This window comes from Pseudazoarcus sp. NS20 (genome assembly GCF_059703745.1).
The window spans coordinates 174,877-195,288 of sequence record NZ_BAAKIY010000002.1 but is presented as its reverse complement, the minus strand read 5'-3'; the positions used below and the strand labels follow the sequence as shown (position 1 = coordinate 195,288).

The following is a 20,412-nucleotide window of genomic DNA, read 5'->3' as shown; positions in this document are numbered from 1 at the left end:
AAGAGTGGTCACGGCACGGCTCAAACCGCAGGACTCGGCACTGCTGCCAAAGTCCGCCAGCTACCTGCGCCATGGAGTAAACTCGGCCCGAAATGGCTTCCATTCTACTTCATCTGCTCGCAGCCTCGCTTTACGGCGCCCTGGCGCTGTGGTTCCGCCGCGGCTCCCCGGACAGCGCGCTGCCGCGCACCATCACCACGGCCGAGCGTGGCGTGCTGCTGTTGGCGCTCGTCTCACACGGCTTGGCATTGCACGCCGCCCTGTTTGCAGACGGCAGCATGCGCTTCGGCTTCGGCCCGGCCATTTCAATGATGGTGTGGCTGGCGATCTGCTTCTACTGGATCGAAACCTTCTACACCTCGCTGCACGGCCTGCACACACTGGCGCTGCCTGCTGGCTTGGTGGCCAGCCTGATTCCCTTGGCCCTGCCTGCTCAGCATGTGCTGACCAATGCCGACTCACCCGCTTTTCGCGCACACTTCATCATCGCGATGCTGGCCTACAGCTTGTTTACGCTGGCAGCACTGCACGCTGCCCTTATGGCTGTTGCCGAGCGTCAGCTGCACAGCGGGCGTATCACCCGCGGCATCGCGAGCCTGCCCCCCCTGATGACGATGGAAGCCCTGCTGTTCCGCTTGATCGCCATTGCATTCGTGCTGCTGACGCTGACCCTGCTTACCGGAGTGCTGTTCTCCGAGGCGCTGTTTGGTCAAGCCGTGCGCTTCGATCACAAGACTTTGTTTGCCTTCATCTCCTGGCTACTGTTCGGCACCTTGCTGTTCGGTCGCCGGGTTTGGGGCTGGCGCGGCCGAGTGGCGCTGCGCTGGACGCTGGCCGGCTTCATCGCCCTTCTGCTGGCCTACGTCGGCAGTCGTTTCGTCCTCGAAGTACTGCTGCACCGCAGCAGCTGACAGCAGCTTCGCTTGACACCCCCGCACACCGGCTGAATACTCCAGCCACACTCCTTCGCCTCCTGCCCCGTGCAAAACCTCTCTTTCGGCGCCCAATTCTCGGCGCTCGTTTTTCTTTTGGTCCTTTCTGCGATGTGTTCGATGACCGAAACGGTCATGATGGCGTCGAACCGCTATCGTCTGCGCTCGCTCGCCAGCGCAGGACATCGCGGCGCGCAACTCGCGGTGGATCTACTCAACAAGACGGACCGCCTGCTGGGCGTCATCCTGCTGTTCAACAACCTGGTGAATGTCGCCGCTGCGACGCTGGCCAGCGTGATCACCATCAACCTGTTTGGCGAAGAAAGCTGGGCGCTGGCCACCGGCACCTTGCTGCTGACGTTTTTCATCCTTGTCTTCGCGGAAATCACACCCAAAGTCCTTGGTGCTCACCATGCCGACCGCCTGGCGTTGATCGTCAGCTACCCGCTTACGCTCTTGTTGAAGATCTCTTACCCCGCGGTGTGGTTCGTAAACCTCTTTGTCGCCGGCCTGCTAAAGGCTTTGCGCCTGCAGCCTGCAGAAGGCGAGAACACCAACAGCCTGTCCGTCGAGGAACTGCGCTCAATGGTGCTTGAGTCCGGCCAGTACATCCCGCAAAAGAACCGCGACATCCTGATCAATCTGTTCGACCTGGAGCACATCACGGTCGAGGATGTGATGACCCCGCGCGGCATGATCGAATGCCTCGACATGCGTCAGCCGGCAGAGGTGCTGCGCAGCCAGATCGCCACGAGCTATCACACGCGTCTGCCGGTGCTGGAAGGCGACAATGAGCGGGTGGTAGGTGTGCTGCACCTGCGGCGGGTCGCCTCCCGCGCCCTGGAAACCAACTTCAGCCCGGAGGACATTACCGCGCTGGTGGCCAAACCCTATTTCATTCCGGCCGACACGCATGTGTACGCCCAGTTGCAGTTCTTCCAGGAGAACCGGCAGCGCATGGCAATGGTGGTGGACGAGTATGGCGAACTGCTCGGCCTCGTCACAGTGGACGACATCATCGAAGAGATCATCGGCAAGTTCACCACCAGCCAGCCCGAAGCGCAGACCCGTGCCGAGTGGGACGAGGACGGATCGGCCCTGGTCGACGGCAGCCAAAACCTGCGCGAACTCAATCGGCGCCTCGACATCGAACTGCCGCTGGACGGCCCCAAGACACTTAACGGCCTGATTCTGGAACACCTGCAGGAAATCCCCGAGGCGGACCTCTCGCTCCGCATCAACGGCGTCGCCATCGAAGTCGTGCAAGCCGAGGACCGCATGGTGCGCATGGCGCGCATTTACCGCCCTGCACCTCCGCCCGACACGGACGCTGATGGCTAAGACGCCACACATCCGAATGGGATAGCCGTACAAAGCTTTACAACCTCTTTGGCGGCGGGCAAGATCGGGCGTCAACATGAATCGAGCTCCCATGGCAGCCAACCCCCAGACCTCCCTCAGCGGCCTCGCACGTGCCCTGATCCAGCAAGGGCGGGTTTCCGAGGCCGATGCCATGGCCTGTGCCGAGGCCGGACATGCCTCCGCCAACGGATTCATTCTCGAACTCGAAAAGCGCAATATCCTCAGCGGCCTCGAGACGGCCCGCTTTGCGGCCGAGACCTTCGGCTACCCGCTGCTCGACATTTCGGCGCTCGACCCCCATTCGATCCAGCGCGACGGCGTGGATCGCAAGCTGCTTTCGAAGCATCAGGTCATCCCGCTGGCCAAGCGCCAGAACCGTCTGGTCATCGCCACTGCCGACCCCTCCAACATGCGCGCTCTGGACGAGATTCGTTTCCAGAGTGGCATGCAGGTAGACTTGGTCGTCACCGAAGCAGCCAAGCTGGCCAAACTGGTCGAGAAGCTCGCCGAGTCGACCGAACAAACCCTGCGCGACCTCACTGGCGACGCGCTGGACATCGACCTTCTCGAGAGCGCCGGCGCATCCGAATCATCCTCCACCGACGACGCCAATCAGGAGGTCGATGACGCCCCGGTCGTCCGCTACATCCAGAAGATTCTGGTCGACGCCATCAACGAGGGCGCATCGGACATTCACTTCGAGCCCTACGAAAAGTCTTACCGCATCCGCGTGCGTACCGACGGCGTCCTGCGCGAGATCGCCCAGCCACCGCTGGTGCTCAAGGACAAGATCGCTGCACGCATCAAGATCATCTCGCGCCTGGACATCTCGGAGAAACGCGTCCCGCAGGATGGCCGCATGAAGCTCGTGCTGTCGAAGAACAAATCCATCGACTTCCGCGTGTCTTCGCTGCCGACCATTCACGGCGAGAAGATCGTGATGCGTATTCTCGATTCGTCATCCGCCATGCTGGGCATCGACGCACTCGGCTACGACCCCGATCAGAAAGAGGCGCTGATGGAGGCCATCCAGCGCCCCTATGGCATGATCCTCGTGACCGGCCCGACCGGCTCCGGCAAGACGGTTTCGCTCTACACCTGCCTCAACATCCTGAACACGGCAGGCAACAACATCTCGACGGCGGAAGACCCGGCCGAAATCAACCTGGCCGGCATCAACCAGGTCAACGTTAACGAAAAGGCCGGGCTCACCTTCGCCGCAGCCTTGCGCGCCTTCCTGCGTCAGGATCCGGACATCATCATGGTCGGTGAAATCCGCGACCTGGAAACAGCAGAGATCGCCATCAAGGCTGCCCAGACGGGCCACTTGATGCTCTCCACGCTGCACACCAACGATGCCCCGACCACGCTGGAGCGCCTGCGCAACATGGGTGTTGCTCCGTTCAACATAGCCTCTTCAGTCATCCTGATCACGGCGCAACGACTCGCCCGACGCTTGTGCTCATGCAAGAAACCCGTCGACATCCCGGCCGAAGCGCTGCTGCAGGCGGGTTACAGCCCCGAAGACCTGGACGGAAGCTGGCAACCGTATGGCCCGGCTGGCTGTGAACGCTGCGGCGGAACAGGCTACAAGGGGCGAGTGGGCATCTATCAGGTCATGCCGATCTCCGACGAAATGGCCCGCATCATCATGACCAACGGCAACTCGATCGACATCGCCGAACAAGCTCGCGCCGAAGGCATCCGCGATCTGCGTGGCTCGGGCCTGCTGAAAGTTCGGCAAGGCGTGACATCGCTCGAAGAAGTCCTCGCCAACACCAACGACTGAACGGACACCTGCTTCCATGGCCACCACGACCACAGCTCGACGCCCCGCAGCCCTGCGCGCCAAGGAAGAACTTTTCCACTGGGAAGGCAAGGACAAGAACGGCAAGCGCATTCGGGGCGAGCTGCGTTGCAGCGGCGAGAACGTAGTGCACGTAACGATGCGTCGCCAAGGCGTGATCGTGACCAAGATCCGCAAACAGAAGCTGTCGCGCGGTCGCCGCATCAGCGACAAGGACATCGCACTGTTCACTCGGCAACTGGCCACCATGATGCGCTCGGGCGTTCCATTGCTGCAGGCCTTCGACATTGCCATCAAGGGCTCGACCAACCCGACCTTCGCCCGCATGCTGAACGACATCCGCAATGATGTTGCCAGCGGATCGAACCTTTCCAATGCCTTCGCGAAACATCCGGTGTATTTCGACCGTCTGTTCTGCAACCTCGTGGCCGCCGGCGAACAGGCCGGTATCCTCGACGACCTCCTTGAGCGTCTGGCGACGTACAAGGAGAAGATCATTGCCATCAAGAGCAAGATCAAGTCCGCGCTGTTCTACCCCACTGCGGTCGTCGTCGTCGCTTCGCTGGTCATCTCGGTGATGATGCTGTTCGTCATCCCCGAATTCAAGAACGTGTTCGAAGGCTTCGGGGCCGATCTTCCCGCGCCGACGTTACTCGTCATGGCGATGTCGGATTTCTTTGTTCAGTGGTGGTATGTGATTTTTGGCGTGGTGATCGGCAGCGTCATCACGATTGCTTATCTTTATAAGCGATCCCCACGCATGCAGAACCTGCTCGATCGCCTGATCCTCAAAACGCCGATCATCGGTGACATCGTGCTCAAAGCAACCGTCGCGCGGTGGTCACGCACTCTGTCAACGATGTTCGCTGCCGGCGTGCCGCTGGTCGAAGCGCTGGATTCGGTCGGCGGCGCATCCGGCAACCAGGTGTTTCTGCAAGCCACCAATGAGATCCAAACGGAAATATCGACAGGCACCAGCCTCACGGTGGCAATGCAGAACGTCGACGTGTTTCCCGTAATGGTGGTGCAGATGGTGTCGATCGGCGAAGAGTCAGGCGAGCTCGATGGCATGCTGAGCAAAGTCGCCGACTTCTACGAACAGGAGGTCGATGACGCCGTCGCCGGGCTGTCTCAGTTGCTGGAGCCCATCATCATGGTGTTCCTGGGCGTCGTCATCGGGGGCCTGGTGGTCGCCATGTATCTGCCGATCTTCAAACTCGGCGGGGTCGTTTGACCATTTCCTCCCATCCCGAAACGTATTGCGTTCCGGGATGGGGGCAGCTTTCACGATGACTATTCTGCAAGACCCCCTCTCTGGGACCATCCTCGCAAGCTTGCTCGGCCTGTTTGTCGGGAGCTTTCTCAATGTGGTGATCCATCGCCTGCCACGCATGATGGAGCGCGAATGGCAGGAGCAGGCCGCTGAGCTTCGCGGCGAAACCACCGCCCCAGTCGAGCGCTACAACCTCGCCACGCCGCGCTCAAGCTGCCCTCACTGCGGACATCGCATCGGCGCGCTCGAGAATATTCCGCTCGTCAGCTATGTTGTGCTGCGCGGCCGCTGCGGTCACTGCTCGGCCCCAATCGGCAAGCGCTACCCGGTGGTGGAAGGCATCTCGGCCGCCATCGCCGCCGGTGCTGCCCTGCACTTCGGCCCCGGCGTGGCGCTGATTGGCGCTCTGCTGTTCATCTGGGCACTGATCGCACTCACCTTCATCGATCTCGACACCCACCTCCTTCCCGATCAGATCACGCTGCCGCTGCTGTGGCTTGGGCTGCTGTTCAATCTTTCCGGCACATACGTGTCTCTGGCCGATGCCGTGATCGGAGCCATGGCCGGCTACCTGGCACTGTGGTCGGTGTATTGGCTGTTCAAACTGATTACCGGCAAAGAGGGCATGGGCTACGGCGACTTCAAGCTGCTGGCAGCGATTGGCGCCTGGCTGGGCTGGCAAACCCTGCCTCTGGTGATTCTGCTGTCGTCGCTGGTGGGCGCGATCGTGGGTATCGCCTTGATCGTGTTGAAGCAACACAATCGCAGCACCCCCATTCCGTTTGGGCCCTACCTTGCCACTGCCGGCCTGATTGCACTGTTCTGGGGCGGCGACATCATCGCCGCCTGGCTGGGCACGCTCAGCACTTGAAATCACGCGGCGGCACCCCCATTCACCGCTCGGCTATCTGTTAAAATCGTCAGCTTGATTGCGGAGTCTGTCATGCCGATCTACGAATATCGTTGCACTGCCTGCGGCGCCCACAAGGAACATCTCCAGAAGATGAGCGACGCGCCCTTGACCGTTTGCCCCGCCTGCGGCGCGGAAAGCTACGCCAAGCAGATTTCTGCGGCGGGGTTTCAGCTCAAAGGCAATGGCTGGTACGCCACCGATTTCAAAGGCGGCGGCACGTCTGCAAAACCCGCCGCTGAGTCTGCCGCAGCGACCGGCTCAGCCTGCAGCACCGGCGGCTGCGGCTGTCACTGATTCACGCGCCTTGCCCGCGCAGCCTTCCATTTCGGCAGGCTGCGGATTCAACTCTCGGAACACATCATGCGTACTCAATACTGCGGCCAGGTAACGGCTGCCGATCTCGATCAGATTGTCACCCTATGCGGCTGGGTGCATCGCCGCCGCGACCACGGCGGGGTGATCTTCATCGATCTGCGCGACCGCGAAGGCTTGGTACAAGTGGTGTGCGATCCGGACCGTGCCGAAACCTTCGCCACGGCCGAATCGGTGCGTAGCGAGTTCGTGCTGAAGATTTCGGGCAAAGTGCGTCGTCGCCCGGCCGGCACTGAGAACAGCGCACTCACCTCGGGCGAAATCGAAGTGCTGTGCCATGAAATCGAAGTGCTCAATAGCGCCGTCACCCCGCCCTTCCAGCTCGACGAGGAAAACCTTTCCGAGAACGTACGCCTGACGCACCGCGTGGTCGACCTGCGCCGCCCGCAGATGCAGAACAACCTGATGCTGCGCTATCGCGTGGCACGCGCCTTCCGTCGCTTCCTCGACGACAACGGCTTCATCGATGTCGAAACGCCGATGCTCACCAAGAGCACTCCCGAAGGCGCACGTGACTACCTCGTGCCCTCGCGCGTGCACCCGGGGCAGTTCTTCGCGCTGCCCCAATCCCCGCAGCTGTTCAAGCAGATGCTGATGGTGGCCGGCTTCGACCGCTATTACCAGATCACCAAGTGCTTCCGCGATGAAGACTTGCGCGCCGACCGCCAACCGGAGTTCACGCAGGTCGATATCGAGACCTCGTTCATGGACGAGATCGCCATCACCGGCCTGATCGAGCAGCTCATCCGCTACGTCTTCAAGGACGCGATGGAGGTCGATTTGCCTTCGCCCTTCCCGCGCATGAGCTACGCCGAGGCAATGCGCCGCTACGGCTCCGACAAGCCCGATCTGCGCGTCACGCTCGAACTGATCGACGTCACCGACGCGGTTACCGACGTCGCTTTCAAAGTATTCTCCGGCCCGGCCACCACCGGCGGTCGCGTGGCAGCCCTGCGCGTGCCTGGCGGCGGGCAGCTCACGCGCGGCGAGATCGACGAATACACAAAATTCGTCGGCATCTATGGTGCTCGCGGCCTCGCCTACATCAAGGTCAACGATGCAAGCCAGCCGAACGAGCAAGGCCTGCAGTCCCCGATCGTCAAGAACCTGCACGAGCAGGCGCTCAAGACGATCATCGAGCGCACTGGCGCCGAATCGGGCGATTTGATCTTCTTCGGTGCCGACAAATCCAAGGTGGTGAACGACGCCCTGGGCGCCCTGCGCGTCAAGCTGGGTCACGAGAAGGGCTACCTCAACGGTGAAGCCTGGTGCCCGGTGTGGGTCGTCGACTTTCCGATGTTCGAGTACGACGACGAAGACAAGCGCTGGACGGCTTGCCATCACCCCTTCACCGCGCCGAAGGACGACCACGTCGACCTGCTCGAAAGCGACCCGGGCGCGTGCCTGGCCAAGGCCTATGACCTGGCGCTGAACGGCTGGGAAATCGGCGGCGGCTCGGTGCGTATCCACCGAGCCGACATGCAGAGCAAGGTGTTCCGTGCGCTAAACATCGGCGACGAAGAGGCCCAACTCAAATTCGGCTTCCTGCTCGACGCGCTGCGCTACGGCGCGCCGCCGCACGGCGGCTTGGCTTTCGGCCTGGACCGCATCGTTACGCTGATGAGCGGTGCCGAATCCATCCGCGACGTCATCGCCTTCCCGAAGACGCAGCGCGCCCAGTGCCTGCTGACCGACGCCCCCAGCGATGTCGACGAGAAGCAACTACGCGAGCTGCACATCCGCCTGCGCCAGAAAGTCGAAACGCAAGTGGATGTCGCCAAGGGCTGACCTGCTGTTACACGGCACGCGACTTCAGTTCAGGCGTCGCGTGCCGTAAGCTTGCTCACACGGCAGCCACTTTCTTGCGGGGCTTGCGCCTCGCCATGCCCATGGCAAAGCTCGAACAACTCTCCGTCCTGGCCGTTGCGGCCAGTCAGGGCACCCGGGCGCACCTGCGCTCGACGCTGGACAATTTCGGCATGCGCGACGTTCAGTTCGCGAGCTCCGCCGCCACAGCCATTCGCAAACTGCGCGAAGCCCGCTTTGACCTGATCCTGAGCGAACACGATCTGGGGGACGACGCACAGGACGGCCAGCATCTGCTGGAAGACCTGCGCACTCACCGCATCATTCCGCGCGCCACTGTATTCATCATGATCTCGGGTGAGCGCAATACGGACCGGGTCGTAGGCACGGCCGAATTCTCACCCGACGACTACATACTCAAGCCCTTCACCGCGGGCATCCTGCAAGCGCGTATCGAACGCGCCATAAATCGGCGCGACGCTTTTTTGCCGACGTTCAAGCTACTCGAAGAGGGGCGCACCGAACAGGCCATGGTGGCCTGCGAACAGGCAGAGCAACTGCATCCCTCATGGCGCACCGACTTCGTGCGCTTGCGCGCAAATCTCGCGCTGGAGCGCAATCAGCTCGACCTCGCAGACAGGCTTTATCGGCAGACCCTAGAAACCAATAGTGCTCCCTGGGCCAGTTTGGGGCTGGCCCGTGTTCTGGTGAGCACGTCACGCCATGCCGAAGCCACACCGCTGCTCGAAGCACTGGTGAGCGAGAGCGAGCATTATCTTGAGGCCTACGACCTGCTGGCCCAGTGCCGTCAGAACAGTGGGGCAAACGCGGAAGCTTGCCAAACCTTGAACGAGGCCGTGCGCCGCTCGCCGCGCCGCCTCAGCCGCCTGCGTCATTTCGGCACGCTGGCGACGCGGGTTGGCGAATACGGCCAAGCCGAACAGGCACTGCAACAACTGGTTCACTTAGGCAAACGTTCTGAATTCCGCGACCCCGCCGACCACGTTGAGCTGGCTCGTGTGCAGATCCTGCAGCGCAATCTCAAAGATGCGGCAGCGACGGTGCAGGATCTTGAGCGCAGCATGGGGAGCATGCCCGCCGCCAAGGTCTGCGCCGCGCTCGGCAAAGCCTTGCTGTTTCGCGAGAGCGGTGACGACACAGCGGCTCGCGCTGCCGCGGCAACGGCCGCAGCGGCACTGTCCGATGCCGGGGATATCTCGCTTTCCATCAAACACGAAATCGTGCGGGCCTGCCTTGCCAGTGGCCTGGACCAGCAAAGCGGCCAGATCGTGAGCGATATCCTTCGCCACGCGGCTGACGAACGCACCATCATGCAAACACGCGAGCTGCTTGCCGAGCAGGGCCGCAAGGACCTATCTGAACAGGTAGACGAAAAGCTGCACGCAGAGGTGCGCAGTTACGTCGCGCTGGGGGCGCAGAAAGCGCAGGCCGGCGATCACAATGGTGCGGTCACCGAAATGATGGGGGCCGTGCGCAAGATGCCGGGCAACCCGCACGTCCTTTTCAACGCCTCGTTGGCGCTGCTGCGCTATCTCGAACATGCAGGCTGGAACGAGCGCTTCGCCGAGGAAGCCCGTACGCTGCTCGCGCGCACGAGACAAGTCGATCCGGGCAACCCGAAGCTCGACGCCCTCAACAATTTCATGGCTGGCCTTGAGCGCAAGTACGGCATGCAACCGCAGGCACCTCACTCGGCTGGCTCGGCCGCCGTGCGCAAGTGATGCGCTCGATCCTTACTCGTCTGACGCTGCTCTCGGCGCTGGCACTGCTGCTCGGGGCATGCGCCCCAGGCGACGGGCAAGCGGATGCCTTCCCGGACGAAGCCTGGCATACGCTGGAGCTGATTCAGCAAGGCGGCCCGTTTCCGTATGGCAAGGACGGCACCACCTTCTTCAACCGCGAAGGCCTGTTGCCGGAGAAGCCCCGCGGCCACTACCGCGAATACACCGTGCCGACGCCCGGTGCGCAGAATCGCGGCGCCCGTCGCATCGTGAGCGGCGGCCAGCCACCTGAGATTTTTTACTACACGGCAGACCATTACCGCAGCTTTCGCCGCATGCCCACGAAACCATGACCTTGCGCACCGACACCTCTCCCGACGCACCCTCCGTCCTGCAGGCGGGAGTGTTCGACATCGATGCCCCGCAGCGGCCCATGATCGTGGAAGCGGCCCGCGCACAAGGGCGCTGCACCCGTGTCATCAATGCCGACGGCGCGCGCGACAAGCACATCTTGCTCGCGCGCATTGCGGATGCGCTCGCGTTCCCGCCGTGGTTCGGCCAAAACTGGGATGCGCTCGCCGACTGCCTGGGTGATCTGTCTTGGCTGCCACCACAAAGCGGCTATGTCTTTCTGCTGGACGACTGCAGCGTACACACCGAGGCCATGCCCGTGCTGCGCGAAATTTTTGATCAGGCGTGCACCGACTGGCACAGGTGCGGCGTCATGATGTCGATTTTCATCGTGCGACCACAGGTAGAAGCATGACCGCGACACGCTTCAAGGTACCCGTATCGGTTCTGGTGGTAATTCACACGCCCGAGCTTGAGGTGCTGCTGATCGAACGCGTGCGTCCCGCCGGGCAATGGCAGTCTGTCACCGGCAGCCTCGAACCCGGCGAAGTTCCACTACACGCCGCAGTACGTGAAGTTGCCGAGGAGACCGGGCTGAGCTACCCAGCATCGGCGTTCCACGACTGGCACCACACCAACCGCTTCCGCATCCGCGGCGAATGGCGCCCGCTGTATGCGCCGGACGCCACCCACAACATCGAGCATGTATTCAGCCTGTGCATCCCCACCATACTGGACGTCGCACTGGCCGCGGGCGAGCATACCGCGCAGCAATGGTTGCCGTGGCGCGAAGCCGCCGAGACGGCGTTCTCGTGGTCGAACCGCGACGCAATACTCAGGCTGCCCGAGGTTTGCCCTCTTGCCCGCCGCACCGGCTGAGCCGCCTGCCACGTGATTGCGTCCTCCATTCGACGCACCCCGTGCTATCCCCTACAATCTGCGCAACTTTCAGGCGAGCCGAACATGACCGAAACCAGCCCGAACCGCCCCTCCCCCGCTCTCAAGGCCGAAATCCTGGCCGAGGCGCTGCCCTACATCCAGCGCTTCTTCGACAAGACCATCGTGATCAAATACGGTGGCAATGCAATGACCGACCCGCACCTCAAGGACTGCTTCGCGCGCGATGTGGTGTTGCTGAAGCTGGTCGGCATGAACCCGGTGGTGGTGCATGGCGGTGGCCCGCAGATCGAGAACCTGCTGAACCGCGTCGGCAAGAAAGGCGAATTCATCCAGGGCATGCGCGTCACCGATGCGGAGACCATGGACGTGGTCGAAATGGTGCTCGGCGGTCAGGTCAACAAGGAAATCGTCAATCTCATCAACCAGCACGGCGGCAAGGCCGTGGGCCTGACCGGCAAGGATGCCGGCTTCATCCGCGCCAAAAAGCTGTTGATGCAGAAGAAAGACGCGCCGCCGGGCGATGTCATCGACGTCGGCCAGGTTGGCCAGATCACCGGCATCGACCCGAGTCTGATCTCGTTTCTCGACAAGGGTGACTTCATCCCCGTCATCGCTCCGATCGGCGTCGGCGAACACGGCGAAACCTACAACATCAACGCAGATGTCGTGGCGGGCAAACTCGCCGAGATCCTGCACGCCGAAAAGCTCGTGCTGCTGACCAACACGCCGGGCGTGCTGGACCAGAGCGGCAAGCTGCTCACCGGCCTCACGCCGCGTGAAATCGACGATCTGGTCGACGACGGCACCCTGTCCGGAGGCATGCTGCCGAAGATCGGCTCAGCTCTGGACGCCGCGCGCAGCGGCGTGAAGTCGGTGCACATCATCGACGGCCGAGTGGAGCACTGCCTGCTGCTGGAGATCCTCACCGACCACGGCGTCGGCACGATGATCAAGAGCAAGTAAAAGCCTGATGCGCCGCGAGGCTCAGTCTCGTAACAGGCCTCGCTGGCGCATCCACTCGACGATCTGCTCCGCCGCCGCCTCCGGTTCGAGGTGCGCGGCATCCAGGCGTATCTCGGGCGACTCCGGCTTCTGGTAGGGCGAATCGATCCCCGTAAAGTTCTTCAGCTCGCCGCTTCGCGCCTTGCGGTACAGCCCTTTAGGGTCGCGCGCTTCAGCAATTTCAAGCGGCGTATCAACGAAGACTTCGACGAACTCATCTTCGGCCACCAACGCACGCGCCATGCTGCGCTCCGAGCGGAACGGCGAGATGAAGGCGGTGATGACGATCAAACCAGCATCGACCATCAGGCGCGCGACTTCCGCCACACGACGAATGTTCTCTACGCGGTCAGCGTCGGTGAAACCAAGGTCCTTGTTCAGGCCATGACGCACGTTGTCGCCATCGAGCAGATAGGTGTGGCAGCCCAATGCATGCAGGCGCTTCTCGAGCAGGTTGGCGACGGTCGACTTGCCCGCACCCGATAAACCTGTCAGCCACAATACGCAGGGCTTCTGCCCCTTGCTTGAAGCGCGCGCAGCCTTGTCCACATCGACATGCTGCATGTGGATATTGTGAGCCCGACGCAGCGCAAAATTGAGCATGCCGGCCCCCACGGTCGCATTGCTCAGGCGATCGATCAGGATGAAGCCGCCGGTATCGCGGTTGCTCGAATACGCATCGAAGGCGATCGGCCGATCCAGCCCCAGATTGCACTCGGCAATCCCATTGAGTTCAAGCTTGCGCGCCGCACTGCGATCAAGCGTATTGACGTTGATCTGGTGCTTGATCGACGTCACGGTTGCACTCACCGTGCGCGTGCCGATCTTGAGCAGATATGGCCGTCCTGCCAGCATCGGCTCATCGGACATCCACACCACCGTGCAGGAAAACTGATCAGCCACTTCGGCCGGCGCATCCGCGCCGGACAGCATGTCACCGCGCGAAATGTCGATTTCGTCGGCCAGTGTAAGAGTGACCGACTGCCCGGCCACCGCGAGATCCAGGTCACCCTCGCGGGTGACGATGCGCACCACCGTGCTCTCTTTGCCCGAAGGCTGCACGCGCACTCGGTCACCGGCACGCAGGGTGCCACCGGCAATCGTGCCGGCAAAGCCGCGGAAATCGAGGTCGGGGCGGTTCACCCATTGCACCGGCATGCGGAAGGCGCCGCGCTGAGCGCGCGCATCATCGACCTCGACGGACTCCAGATACGCCATCAAGGTCGTACCGCCGCACCAGGGCATGCGCTCGGAAGGCTCGATGATGTTGTCACCCTTGAATGCCGACATCGGTATGAAGCTGACGTCATGCATGCCCAGTTGCGTGGCAAACGCCCGGTACTCTTCAACGATGGCATTGAAGCGCTGCTCGGAGTACTCCACCAGATCCATCTTGTTGATGGCCACGACCACGTGACGGATTCCGAGCAGATGCACCAGATAGCTGTGGCGCCGCGTCTGAGTCAGCACGCCTTTGCGCGCATCGACCATCAGCACCGCCGCGTCGGCCGTCGAAGCGCCGGTGACCATGTTGCGGGTGTACTGCTCGTGGCCCGGCGTATCCGCCACGATGAACTTGCGCTTGTCCGTCGAGAAGAAGCGGTAGGCCACATCGATGGTGATGCCCTGCTCCCGCTCGGCAGCGAGCCCATCGACGAGCAAGGCAAAGTCGATGGACTCGCCTTGCGTACCCCACTTGCGCGAGTCGGCCTCGACCGCCGCAAGCTGGTCTTCGAACAGCATTTTTGATTCGAACAGCAGGCGCCCGATGAGCGTGCTTTTGCCGTCATCCACGCTGCCGCAAGTGATGAAGCGCAGCAGGCTCTTGTGCTGATGGGCTTCGAGGTATTGATCGATGTCGGTAGCGATGAGGTCTGAAACGTGGGCCATGTCAGCAAACCTCCCGCGGTGTCTTGATGAGGCTCTCCCCCCCTTCCCGGGTGGCAAAAAAATCAAGCTTGAGCGTCATCAGAAGTACCCCTCTTGTTTCTTTTTCTCCATCGAGCCGGCCGAATCGTGGTCGATCACCCGCCCCTGGCGTTCCGAAGTGCGGGTCAGCAGCATCTCCTGAATGATCGCCGTCAGCGTATCGGCCTCGGATTCGACGGCACCGGTCAGCGGATAGCAGCCGAGTGTGCGAAAGCGCACCTTTTTCATTACCGGCTTCTCGCCAGGCTGCAACGGCATGCGCTCGTCATCGACCATGATCAATGCACCGTCACGTTCGACCACGGGGCGCTCTGAGGCGTAATACAGCGGCACGATGGGGATGTTCTCGAGGTGGATGTACTGCCAGATGTCGAGTTCCGTCCAGTTCGAGATCGGGAACACGCGCATCGACTCGCCCTTGTGCTTGCGCGCGTTGTAGAGCTTCCACAACTCCGGGCGCTGATTCTTCGGGTCCCAGCGATGCTGGGCACTGCGGAAAGAAAAGATGCGCTCTTTGGCACGGCTCTTTTCCTCGTCGCGCCGCGCGCCACCGAAGGCCGCATCAAAACCGTGCAGGTCGAGCGCTTGCTTGAGCCCTTCCGTTTTCATGATGTCAGTGTGGATGGCCGAACCATGCGTGAAGGGGTTGATGTCTTGCGCGACGCCGTCCGGGTTGATGTGCACCAGCAACTGCATGCCACTCTCACGCGCCATCCGGTCCCTGAAGGCGTACATGTCGCGAAACTTCCAGCGCGTATCGACGTGCAGCAGCGGAAACGGCGGCGGCGCAGGGTAGAAGGCCTTCATTGCGAGGTGCAACATCACCGCACTATCTTTCCCGATGGAATACAGCATCACCGGGTTGTCGGCTTCCGCGACGACTTCGCGGAGAATGTGGATGCTCTCGGCTTCGAGGCGTTGCAAATGGGTCAGCGTCATTAGTAATTCCGGTTTCAAAAGCATTCGCGGAAGACTGTTGGCGAGCACCTACACTAAGCGACTTGCGAAGCCCCATATGTCTCGAAAGGATACTGATGCCGATGTCCCCCGCTGAGCGCCAAGCGCTTCTCGAACGCCTGATCCCTGTCGTCCGTGATGCCGGAAAAGTGATTCTCGACGTGTACGCGACCGACTTCGCTGTGCGTGGAAAAGACGATGCTTCGCCTGTCACCGAAGCGGACGAACGCGCCGAAGCAGTCATCGTCGAAGCGCTTGAAAGGCTCACTCCGCAGGTACCCGTGGTCGCGGAAGAGGCGGTCGCAGCGGGCAAATCTCCGGCAGTCGCTCAGTTATTCTGGCTTGTCGATCCGCTCGACGGCACCAAGGAATTCATCTCGCGCAACGGCGAATTCACCGTGAACGTGGCCTTGATCGAGAACGGCAAACCGACCCTTGGCGTGGTGCTGGCGCCGGCATTGGATCGCCTGTTTGCCGGCGCCAAGGGCAACGGCGCCTTCGTCGAAGACGGCGGCGTCCGACGCACGATCAAGGTCCGCAGGCCGCCTGCGACGGGGCTCACCGTCGTAGCCAGCCGCTCTCACGGTGACCCCGCCGCGCTGACGGCCTTCCTGCAGGGTCGTCCAATTGCGGAGCTGAAGAATGCAGGCTCTTCACTGAAGCTGTGCCTCGTCGCCGCAGGCGAGGCAGACATGTACCCCCGCCTCGGGCGCACCATGGAATGGGACATCGCTGCGGGTCACGCCGTGTTAAATGCAGCAGGTGGGAGCGTGCACACCGTCGACGGCCATCCATTGAGCTACGGCAAACCCGGCTTCGACAACCCCCACTTCATTGCCAGCGGCCTCTCCGACTGAGGCGGCTGGGGCGGGAGGTGGATAGGGCTCATCTTGTTCTGCTGTCGATCTCCATACTGATCGGCTTGCTTGCTAGCGCCGACTTTCGCCAGCCATGCCGCTCATCGGCTTCGCCGGCGCCTACTATCTGGCCGGTTGCTAGGATCAGCCCGTATTTCTCAACAGCTACACCAAGCCCGCGCTGGCCAAGCTGATCTTGTTGCCGTGCTTACCGCTTGTACTTGAGCGCTCGCTATGGATTCAGCGCCTGTCCGACGCACTGCCGAATGGTCGGCCGGCCATAGCAACCTGACGTCTGGGTGGTTTTGCTGCGTTGAGCTCGGCCTTCTTGAACAACACGGCAGTGGTCGGCGCGTTACTGCTGGCCGTCGGCGCTGGCTTCACGCAACACCGCAAACTTGATCGCAACTTCCGTGTAGTAGCGGGGCCGCGCTCTGTTGACGCTGTCGGCATTCAGCGTATTGCCACTGTTCGACAGGCTGCTGATCTTGCTCTTGGGGCTGCTGGCAACACGCCTTTCCAAGCTCGCGGAAATACGCAGGCGCTTCCCGTTCGGGCTACTGATGATCATCGGCTCTGCGCTGGCCATCGCTCGGGCGATCGAAAGCAGTGGCGCGGGCGCACTCATCGCGCAGGCCATGCGGGCCGGCTTCGACGACTTCGGTGCGTGGGGCGCGCTGGTGGGCATCTATTTGATCACGCAGGCCCTGACCGAACTGGTGACGAACAACGCCGCAGCCGCGCAGGCGTTTCCGATCGGGTTATCCACCGCTCAGGCCTTCGGCGTTGACACGATGCCCTTCGTGAAGGTGGTAGCGTTTGGCGCGAGCGCATGCTTCCTGATGCCTTCCGGATATCAGACGCATCTCATGGTGTATTCGCCGGGACGTTATCGAATGACGGACTTCTGGAAGGCGGGCTTGCCGATCAGCCTGCTGTATTCGGCGGGGGTCTTGCTGCTGGTACCGCGTGTGTTTCCGTTTGCCGGCTGAGGCGCAGGCTCAGCGCGACAGGCGATCGACGAATTCGACGACCGTTCCGACCGTTTCAAACGAACTGCCGTCCACCTCGTCATCGGGCACCTCGATGCCGAAACGGATTTCGATTTCCTGGATCACGGCCAGCACCGCCATCGAATCAAGCTCCGGCACGCTGCCGAGCAGCGGCGTATCCGCCGTAAAACGCAAGCCCCGGCCGTCCAGCGCCAGCACTTCGTCAAGCAGTTGCAACACGTTTTGCAGGGTGTTCAAGTATTCGACCTCTTGCTCATTGCCGGATCGCCCGAGCTACTGCACTGGCGGCGGCCAATCGCGCATTATACTTGCAAGTTCGCGCGCGGCCGGCACCGCGCCACGATCAAGCCTCACGGACCCGGATGAACAGCACGACCTTGCTGCACGAACTGGTACTCGGCGCCGCCATGCGAGGCGGCGACACGCCAGCCCTCACCGTCGGCCAGCACACGCAGTGCTACGCCGAAGTGGCCACGCTATGCGAGCGCGTAGCGGGCGGCTTGGCCGCGTTCGGCCTGGCCCGCGGCGAGCGCGTGGCGATCTACCTCGACAAGCGCTCGGAGTTCGTCACCGCCGCCTTCGGTGCCGCAGCGGCGGGGGGCACCTTCGTGCCGATCAACCCCCTGCTCAAGCCTGAGCAGATCGGCTACATCCTGCGCGACTGCAACGTGCGCATGCTCATCACCAGCGTCGAGCGCCTGCCACTGCTCGAAGCCACACTGGCCTCATGCCACGATCTGCGTCAGGTCGTGGTAACGGGCACCCTGGATGAGCTCCCTCGCTTCGAGGGCGTAAGCACCCACCGCTGGCAAGAGCTGCTCGACGCCCCAAGGCGTGAAGGCAGCCGAGTGATCGACAGCGACATGGCGGCCATTCTCTACACGTCGGGCAGCACAGGTCGCCCCAAAGGCGTGGTGCTGTCACACCGCAACATGGTCGCTGGCGCACAGAGCGTGGCGCAGTATCTCGACAACCAGCCCGACGATGTGCTGCTAGCCGCGCTTCCGCTGTCCTTCGATGCAGGCTTTTCCCAGCTGACCACTGCTTTTCACGTGGGCGCTCGCGTGGTGCTCCTCAACTACCTGATGCCGCGCGACGTGCTCAACGTCGTCAAACGTGAGCGCATCACCGGCCTTACTGCCGTCCCCCCGTTGTGGATACAGCTGGCGCAGCTCGACTGGCCGGAAGGCACGGACGAGCATTTGCGCTACTTCGCCACAACCGGAGGGCGCATGCCCCTCGACACATTGCAAACCTTGCGCGGCAAGCTCCCGCGCAGCCGCCCGTATCTGATGTACGGGCTGACCGAAGCCTTCCGCGCCACCTACCTTCCGCCTGATCAGATCGACGTTCGCCCAAGCTCCATCGGCAAAGCCATCCCCAACGCCGAAGTGTTGGTGCTACGCGAGGACGGCTCCGAGTGCGCTCCGCACGAGCCCGGCGAACTCGTGCAACGAGGGCCGCTGGTCGCACTGGGTTACTGGAACGACCGAGAGAAGACGGCCGAGCGCTTCCGCCCTCTCCCGCCTCATATCAGTTGCCGCTGCAACGGGCTGGTGTTGCCGGAGATCGCCGTGTTCTCCGGGGACACCGTGCGCCGCGACGAAGAGGGCTATTTCTATTTCATCGGCCGGCGCGATGAGATGATCAAGACTTCTGGCTACCGCGTCAGCCCAACGGAAATCGAGGAAGTTCTGTACGCCACCCGCATGGTCGGCGAATGCGTCACCTTCGGCATCCCCGACGCAAAGCTTGGCCAGATCATTCAGGCAGTGGTGACGCCGGCAGGCGATCAAAGCGTCGACTGCGACGCGCTGCTGGCCGAATGTCGCACACGCATGCCCGCGTACATGGTGCCCGCGCGCGTCGAAGTGCGCAGCGGGCCGCTGCCACGCAACCCAAACGGCAAGATCGACCGCAAGGCCCTGGCTGCCGCGGCCGGAGAGGAATCCTGATGAACGAAGCAAGGCCTGCACCCATGCACGCCCCGATGGACCAATTCACCAGCGCGGAAGGCGAGCTTCTGGTCGGCGGCGTAACCCTGTCACGCCTCGCGGCCCGAGCAGGTGGAACGCCCTTTTTTGCCTACGATCGCGAGTTGCTCACTCGCCGTGTGGCCGAACTGCGCACCGCGCTACCGACCGCAGTGGAACTGCACTACGCCATCAAGGCCAACCCCATGCCTGCCTTGGTGCAACACCTCGCACCCCAACTGGACGGGCTCGACGTGGCATCGGCCGGCGAGCTGGCGGTGGCACTGAATGCAGGCTGCCGGTCTGAAAACATCAGCTTCGCAGGCCCCGGAAAATCTCAGGAAGAACTTGCTCAAGCCGTCGCTGCTGGCGCGCTCCTGAACGTCGAATCGGTGCGCGAGGTGCGCACACTGGCTGAAATCGCCTCTCGCACCAGCTGGCCGGCTCGGGTGGCCGTGCGCGTAAATCCTGACTTCGAGTTGAAAAGTTCGGGCATGCGCATGGGAGGGGGATCGAAACAATTCGGCGTCGATGCTGAAGAGGTGCCCGGCCTGCTGAAAGAAGTCCGCTCGCTGGGGCTGGCTTTCGAAGGCTTCCACATCTTCGCAGGCTCTCAGAACCTGCGCGCCGAAGCCATCGTCGAAGCCCAGCGACTGAGCTTCGAGTTGGCGTTGCGCTTGGCTGAATATGCGCCGGTGACACCGCGCATCCTCAACCTTGGCGGCGGTTTCGGCATCCCCTACTTCCCCGGCGACACGCGCCTGGACCTCGCGCCCGTGGGCGACAATCTTGCGCAACTCGTGGATGAGGCCACGACACGCATGCCCGGTGCCCGCCTCGCACTGGAGCTCGGCCGCTATCTGGTAGGTGAAGCCGGTATCTATGTGTGCCGCGTGGTGGATCGCAAGATTTCGCGCGGCCAAGCCTTCCTGATCTGCGACGGCGGCCTGAATCACCATCTCGCGGCATCGGGCAATTTCGGGCAGGTGCTGCGCAAAAACTTTCCGGTCGCCATCGGCAACCGCATGAATGCCGAAGCTTCAGAGCCGGTGAACGTCGTCGGCCCGTTGTGCACGCCGCTCGACTTGCTGGCTGACCGCATGCCGCTTGCCGAAGCAGCCCCGGGCGACTTTGTGGTGGTATTCCAGTCTGGCGCCTACGGAGCGAGTGCGAGCCCGCAGGCTTTCCTCGGCCACCCCCTCCCGCGCGAACTGTTGGTTTGA

General features: G+C 62.3%; 19 protein-coding genes. 16 read left to right on the top strand and 3 right to left on the bottom strand.

From position 1 onward, the window contains the following. Positions 1–92 precede the first annotated feature (92 nt). The 12 genes from AC6H0W_RS06635 (at position 93) to argB (ending at position 12,421) form a co-directional block, all read left to right on the top strand. Positions 93–911: a cytochrome C assembly family protein gene (locus AC6H0W_RS06635; RefSeq protein WP_497576372.1), complete on the top strand. Its 819-nt coding sequence runs from the start codon at positions 93–95 to the stop codon at positions 909–911. A gap of 69 nt (positions 912–980) precedes the next feature. Continuing rightward, on the top strand, positions 981–2,273 hold the full coding sequence (locus AC6H0W_RS06630; RefSeq protein WP_497576371.1) for an HlyC/CorC family transporter: 1,293 nt from the start codon (positions 981–983) through the stop codon (positions 2,271–2,273). Between the two features lie 91 nt (positions 2,274–2,364). Further along, on the top strand, positions 2,365–4,083 hold the full coding sequence (gene pilB / locus AC6H0W_RS06625; protein ID WP_497576370.1) for a type IV-A pilus assembly ATPase PilB: 1,719 nt from the start codon (positions 2,365–2,367) through the stop codon (positions 4,081–4,083). A 16-nt stretch (positions 4,084–4,099) separates the two neighbouring features. Further along, positions 4,100–5,335, top strand: a complete 1,236-nt coding sequence (locus AC6H0W_RS06620; RefSeq protein ID WP_497576369.1) for a type II secretion system F family protein — start codon at positions 4,100–4,102, stop codon at positions 5,333–5,335. Positions 5,336–5,390: 55 nt separating this feature from the next. Further along, positions 5,391–6,245, top strand: coding sequence for a prepilin peptidase (locus tag AC6H0W_RS06615; protein WP_497576368.1), 855 nt, complete (start codon positions 5,391–5,393; stop codon positions 6,243–6,245). A gap of 72 nt (positions 6,246–6,317) precedes the next feature. Next, positions 6,318–6,581, top strand: a complete 264-nt coding sequence (locus AC6H0W_RS06610; protein WP_497576367.1) for an FmdB family zinc ribbon protein — start codon at positions 6,318–6,320, stop codon at positions 6,579–6,581. A 66-nt stretch (positions 6,582–6,647) separates the two neighbouring features. Beyond that, entirely contained in the window at positions 6,648–8,447 is a 1,800-nt protein-coding gene (gene aspS, locus AC6H0W_RS06605) for an aspartate--tRNA ligase (RefSeq protein WP_497576366.1), read from the top strand. 101 nt (positions 8,448–8,548) lie between these two features. Continuing rightward, a complete protein-coding gene (locus AC6H0W_RS06600; protein WP_497576365.1) occupies positions 8,549–10,207 on the top strand; it encodes a response regulator in 1,659 nt (552 codons plus the stop codon). Continuing rightward, positions 10,207–10,560, top strand: a complete 354-nt coding sequence (locus AC6H0W_RS06595; RefSeq protein WP_497576364.1) for a guanyl-specific ribonuclease — start codon at positions 10,207–10,209, stop codon at positions 10,558–10,560. Before AC6H0W_RS06600 ends, AC6H0W_RS06595 begins: the two co-directional genes overlap by 1 nt. After that, complete coding sequence (locus AC6H0W_RS06590; protein WP_497576363.1) at positions 10,557–10,973, top strand: barstar family protein; 417 nt, start codon at positions 10,557–10,559, stop codon at positions 10,971–10,973. The genes AC6H0W_RS06595 and AC6H0W_RS06590 overlap by 4 nt, the downstream gene beginning before the upstream one ends. Then, positions 10,970–11,437, top strand: coding sequence for a dihydroneopterin triphosphate diphosphatase (gene nudB / locus AC6H0W_RS06585; protein ID WP_497576362.1), 468 nt, complete (start codon positions 10,970–10,972; stop codon positions 11,435–11,437). Before AC6H0W_RS06590 ends, nudB begins: the two co-directional genes overlap by 4 nt. An 84-nt stretch (positions 11,438–11,521) precedes the next feature. Further along, positions 11,522–12,421, top strand: a complete 900-nt coding sequence (argB, locus tag AC6H0W_RS06580; RefSeq protein WP_497576361.1) for an acetylglutamate kinase — start codon at positions 11,522–11,524, stop codon at positions 12,419–12,421. Positions 12,422–12,442: 21 nt separating this feature from the next. Here the strand turns inward: argB and cysN are convergent, their stop codons facing one another. Further along, positions 12,443–14,350 carry a sulfate adenylyltransferase subunit CysN gene (gene cysN / locus AC6H0W_RS06575; RefSeq protein ID WP_497576360.1) on the bottom strand — a complete coding sequence of 636 codons (1,908 nt, stop codon included), beginning with the start codon at positions 14,348–14,350 and terminating at the stop codon, positions 12,443–12,445. Positions 14,351–14,428: 78 nt separating this feature from the next. Then, positions 14,429–15,328: a sulfate adenylyltransferase subunit CysD gene (gene cysD / locus AC6H0W_RS06570; RefSeq protein ID WP_497576359.1), complete on the bottom strand. Its 900-nt coding sequence runs from the start codon at positions 15,326–15,328 to the stop codon at positions 14,429–14,431. Positions 15,329–15,429: 101 nt separating this feature from the next. Here cysD and cysQ point away from each other — a divergent pair, with 101 nt between their 5' ends. Then, positions 15,430–16,203: a 3'(2'),5'-bisphosphate nucleotidase CysQ gene (gene cysQ / locus AC6H0W_RS06565; protein ID WP_497576760.1), complete on the top strand. Its 774-nt coding sequence runs from the start codon at positions 15,430–15,432 to the stop codon at positions 16,201–16,203. Positions 16,204–16,640: 437 nt separating this feature from the next. After that, entirely contained in the window at positions 16,641–17,195 is a 555-nt protein-coding gene (locus AC6H0W_RS06560) for an SLC13 family permease (RefSeq protein ID WP_497576358.1), read from the top strand. A gap of 9 nt (positions 17,196–17,204) precedes the next feature. Here the strand turns inward: AC6H0W_RS06560 and AC6H0W_RS06555 are convergent, their stop codons facing one another. Continuing rightward, positions 17,205–17,453 (bottom strand): phosphopantetheine-binding protein, encoded by a 249-nt coding sequence (locus tag AC6H0W_RS06555; protein ID WP_497576357.1) that lies wholly within the window; start codon positions 17,451–17,453, stop codon positions 17,205–17,207. Positions 17,454–17,578: 125 nt separating this feature from the next. Here AC6H0W_RS06555 and AC6H0W_RS06550 point away from each other — a divergent pair, with 125 nt between their 5' ends. Together AC6H0W_RS06550 and AC6H0W_RS06545 are read left to right on the top strand one after the other, a co-directional pair. Next, a complete protein-coding gene (locus AC6H0W_RS06550; RefSeq protein ID WP_497576356.1) occupies positions 17,579–19,171 on the top strand; it encodes an acyl-CoA ligase (AMP-forming), exosortase A system-associated in 1,593 nt (530 codons plus the stop codon). Beyond that, positions 19,171–20,412, top strand: a complete 1,242-nt coding sequence (locus tag AC6H0W_RS06545; protein WP_497576355.1) for a pyridoxal-dependent decarboxylase, exosortase A system-associated — start codon at positions 19,171–19,173, stop codon at positions 20,410–20,412. The genes AC6H0W_RS06550 and AC6H0W_RS06545 overlap by 1 nt, the downstream gene beginning before the upstream one ends.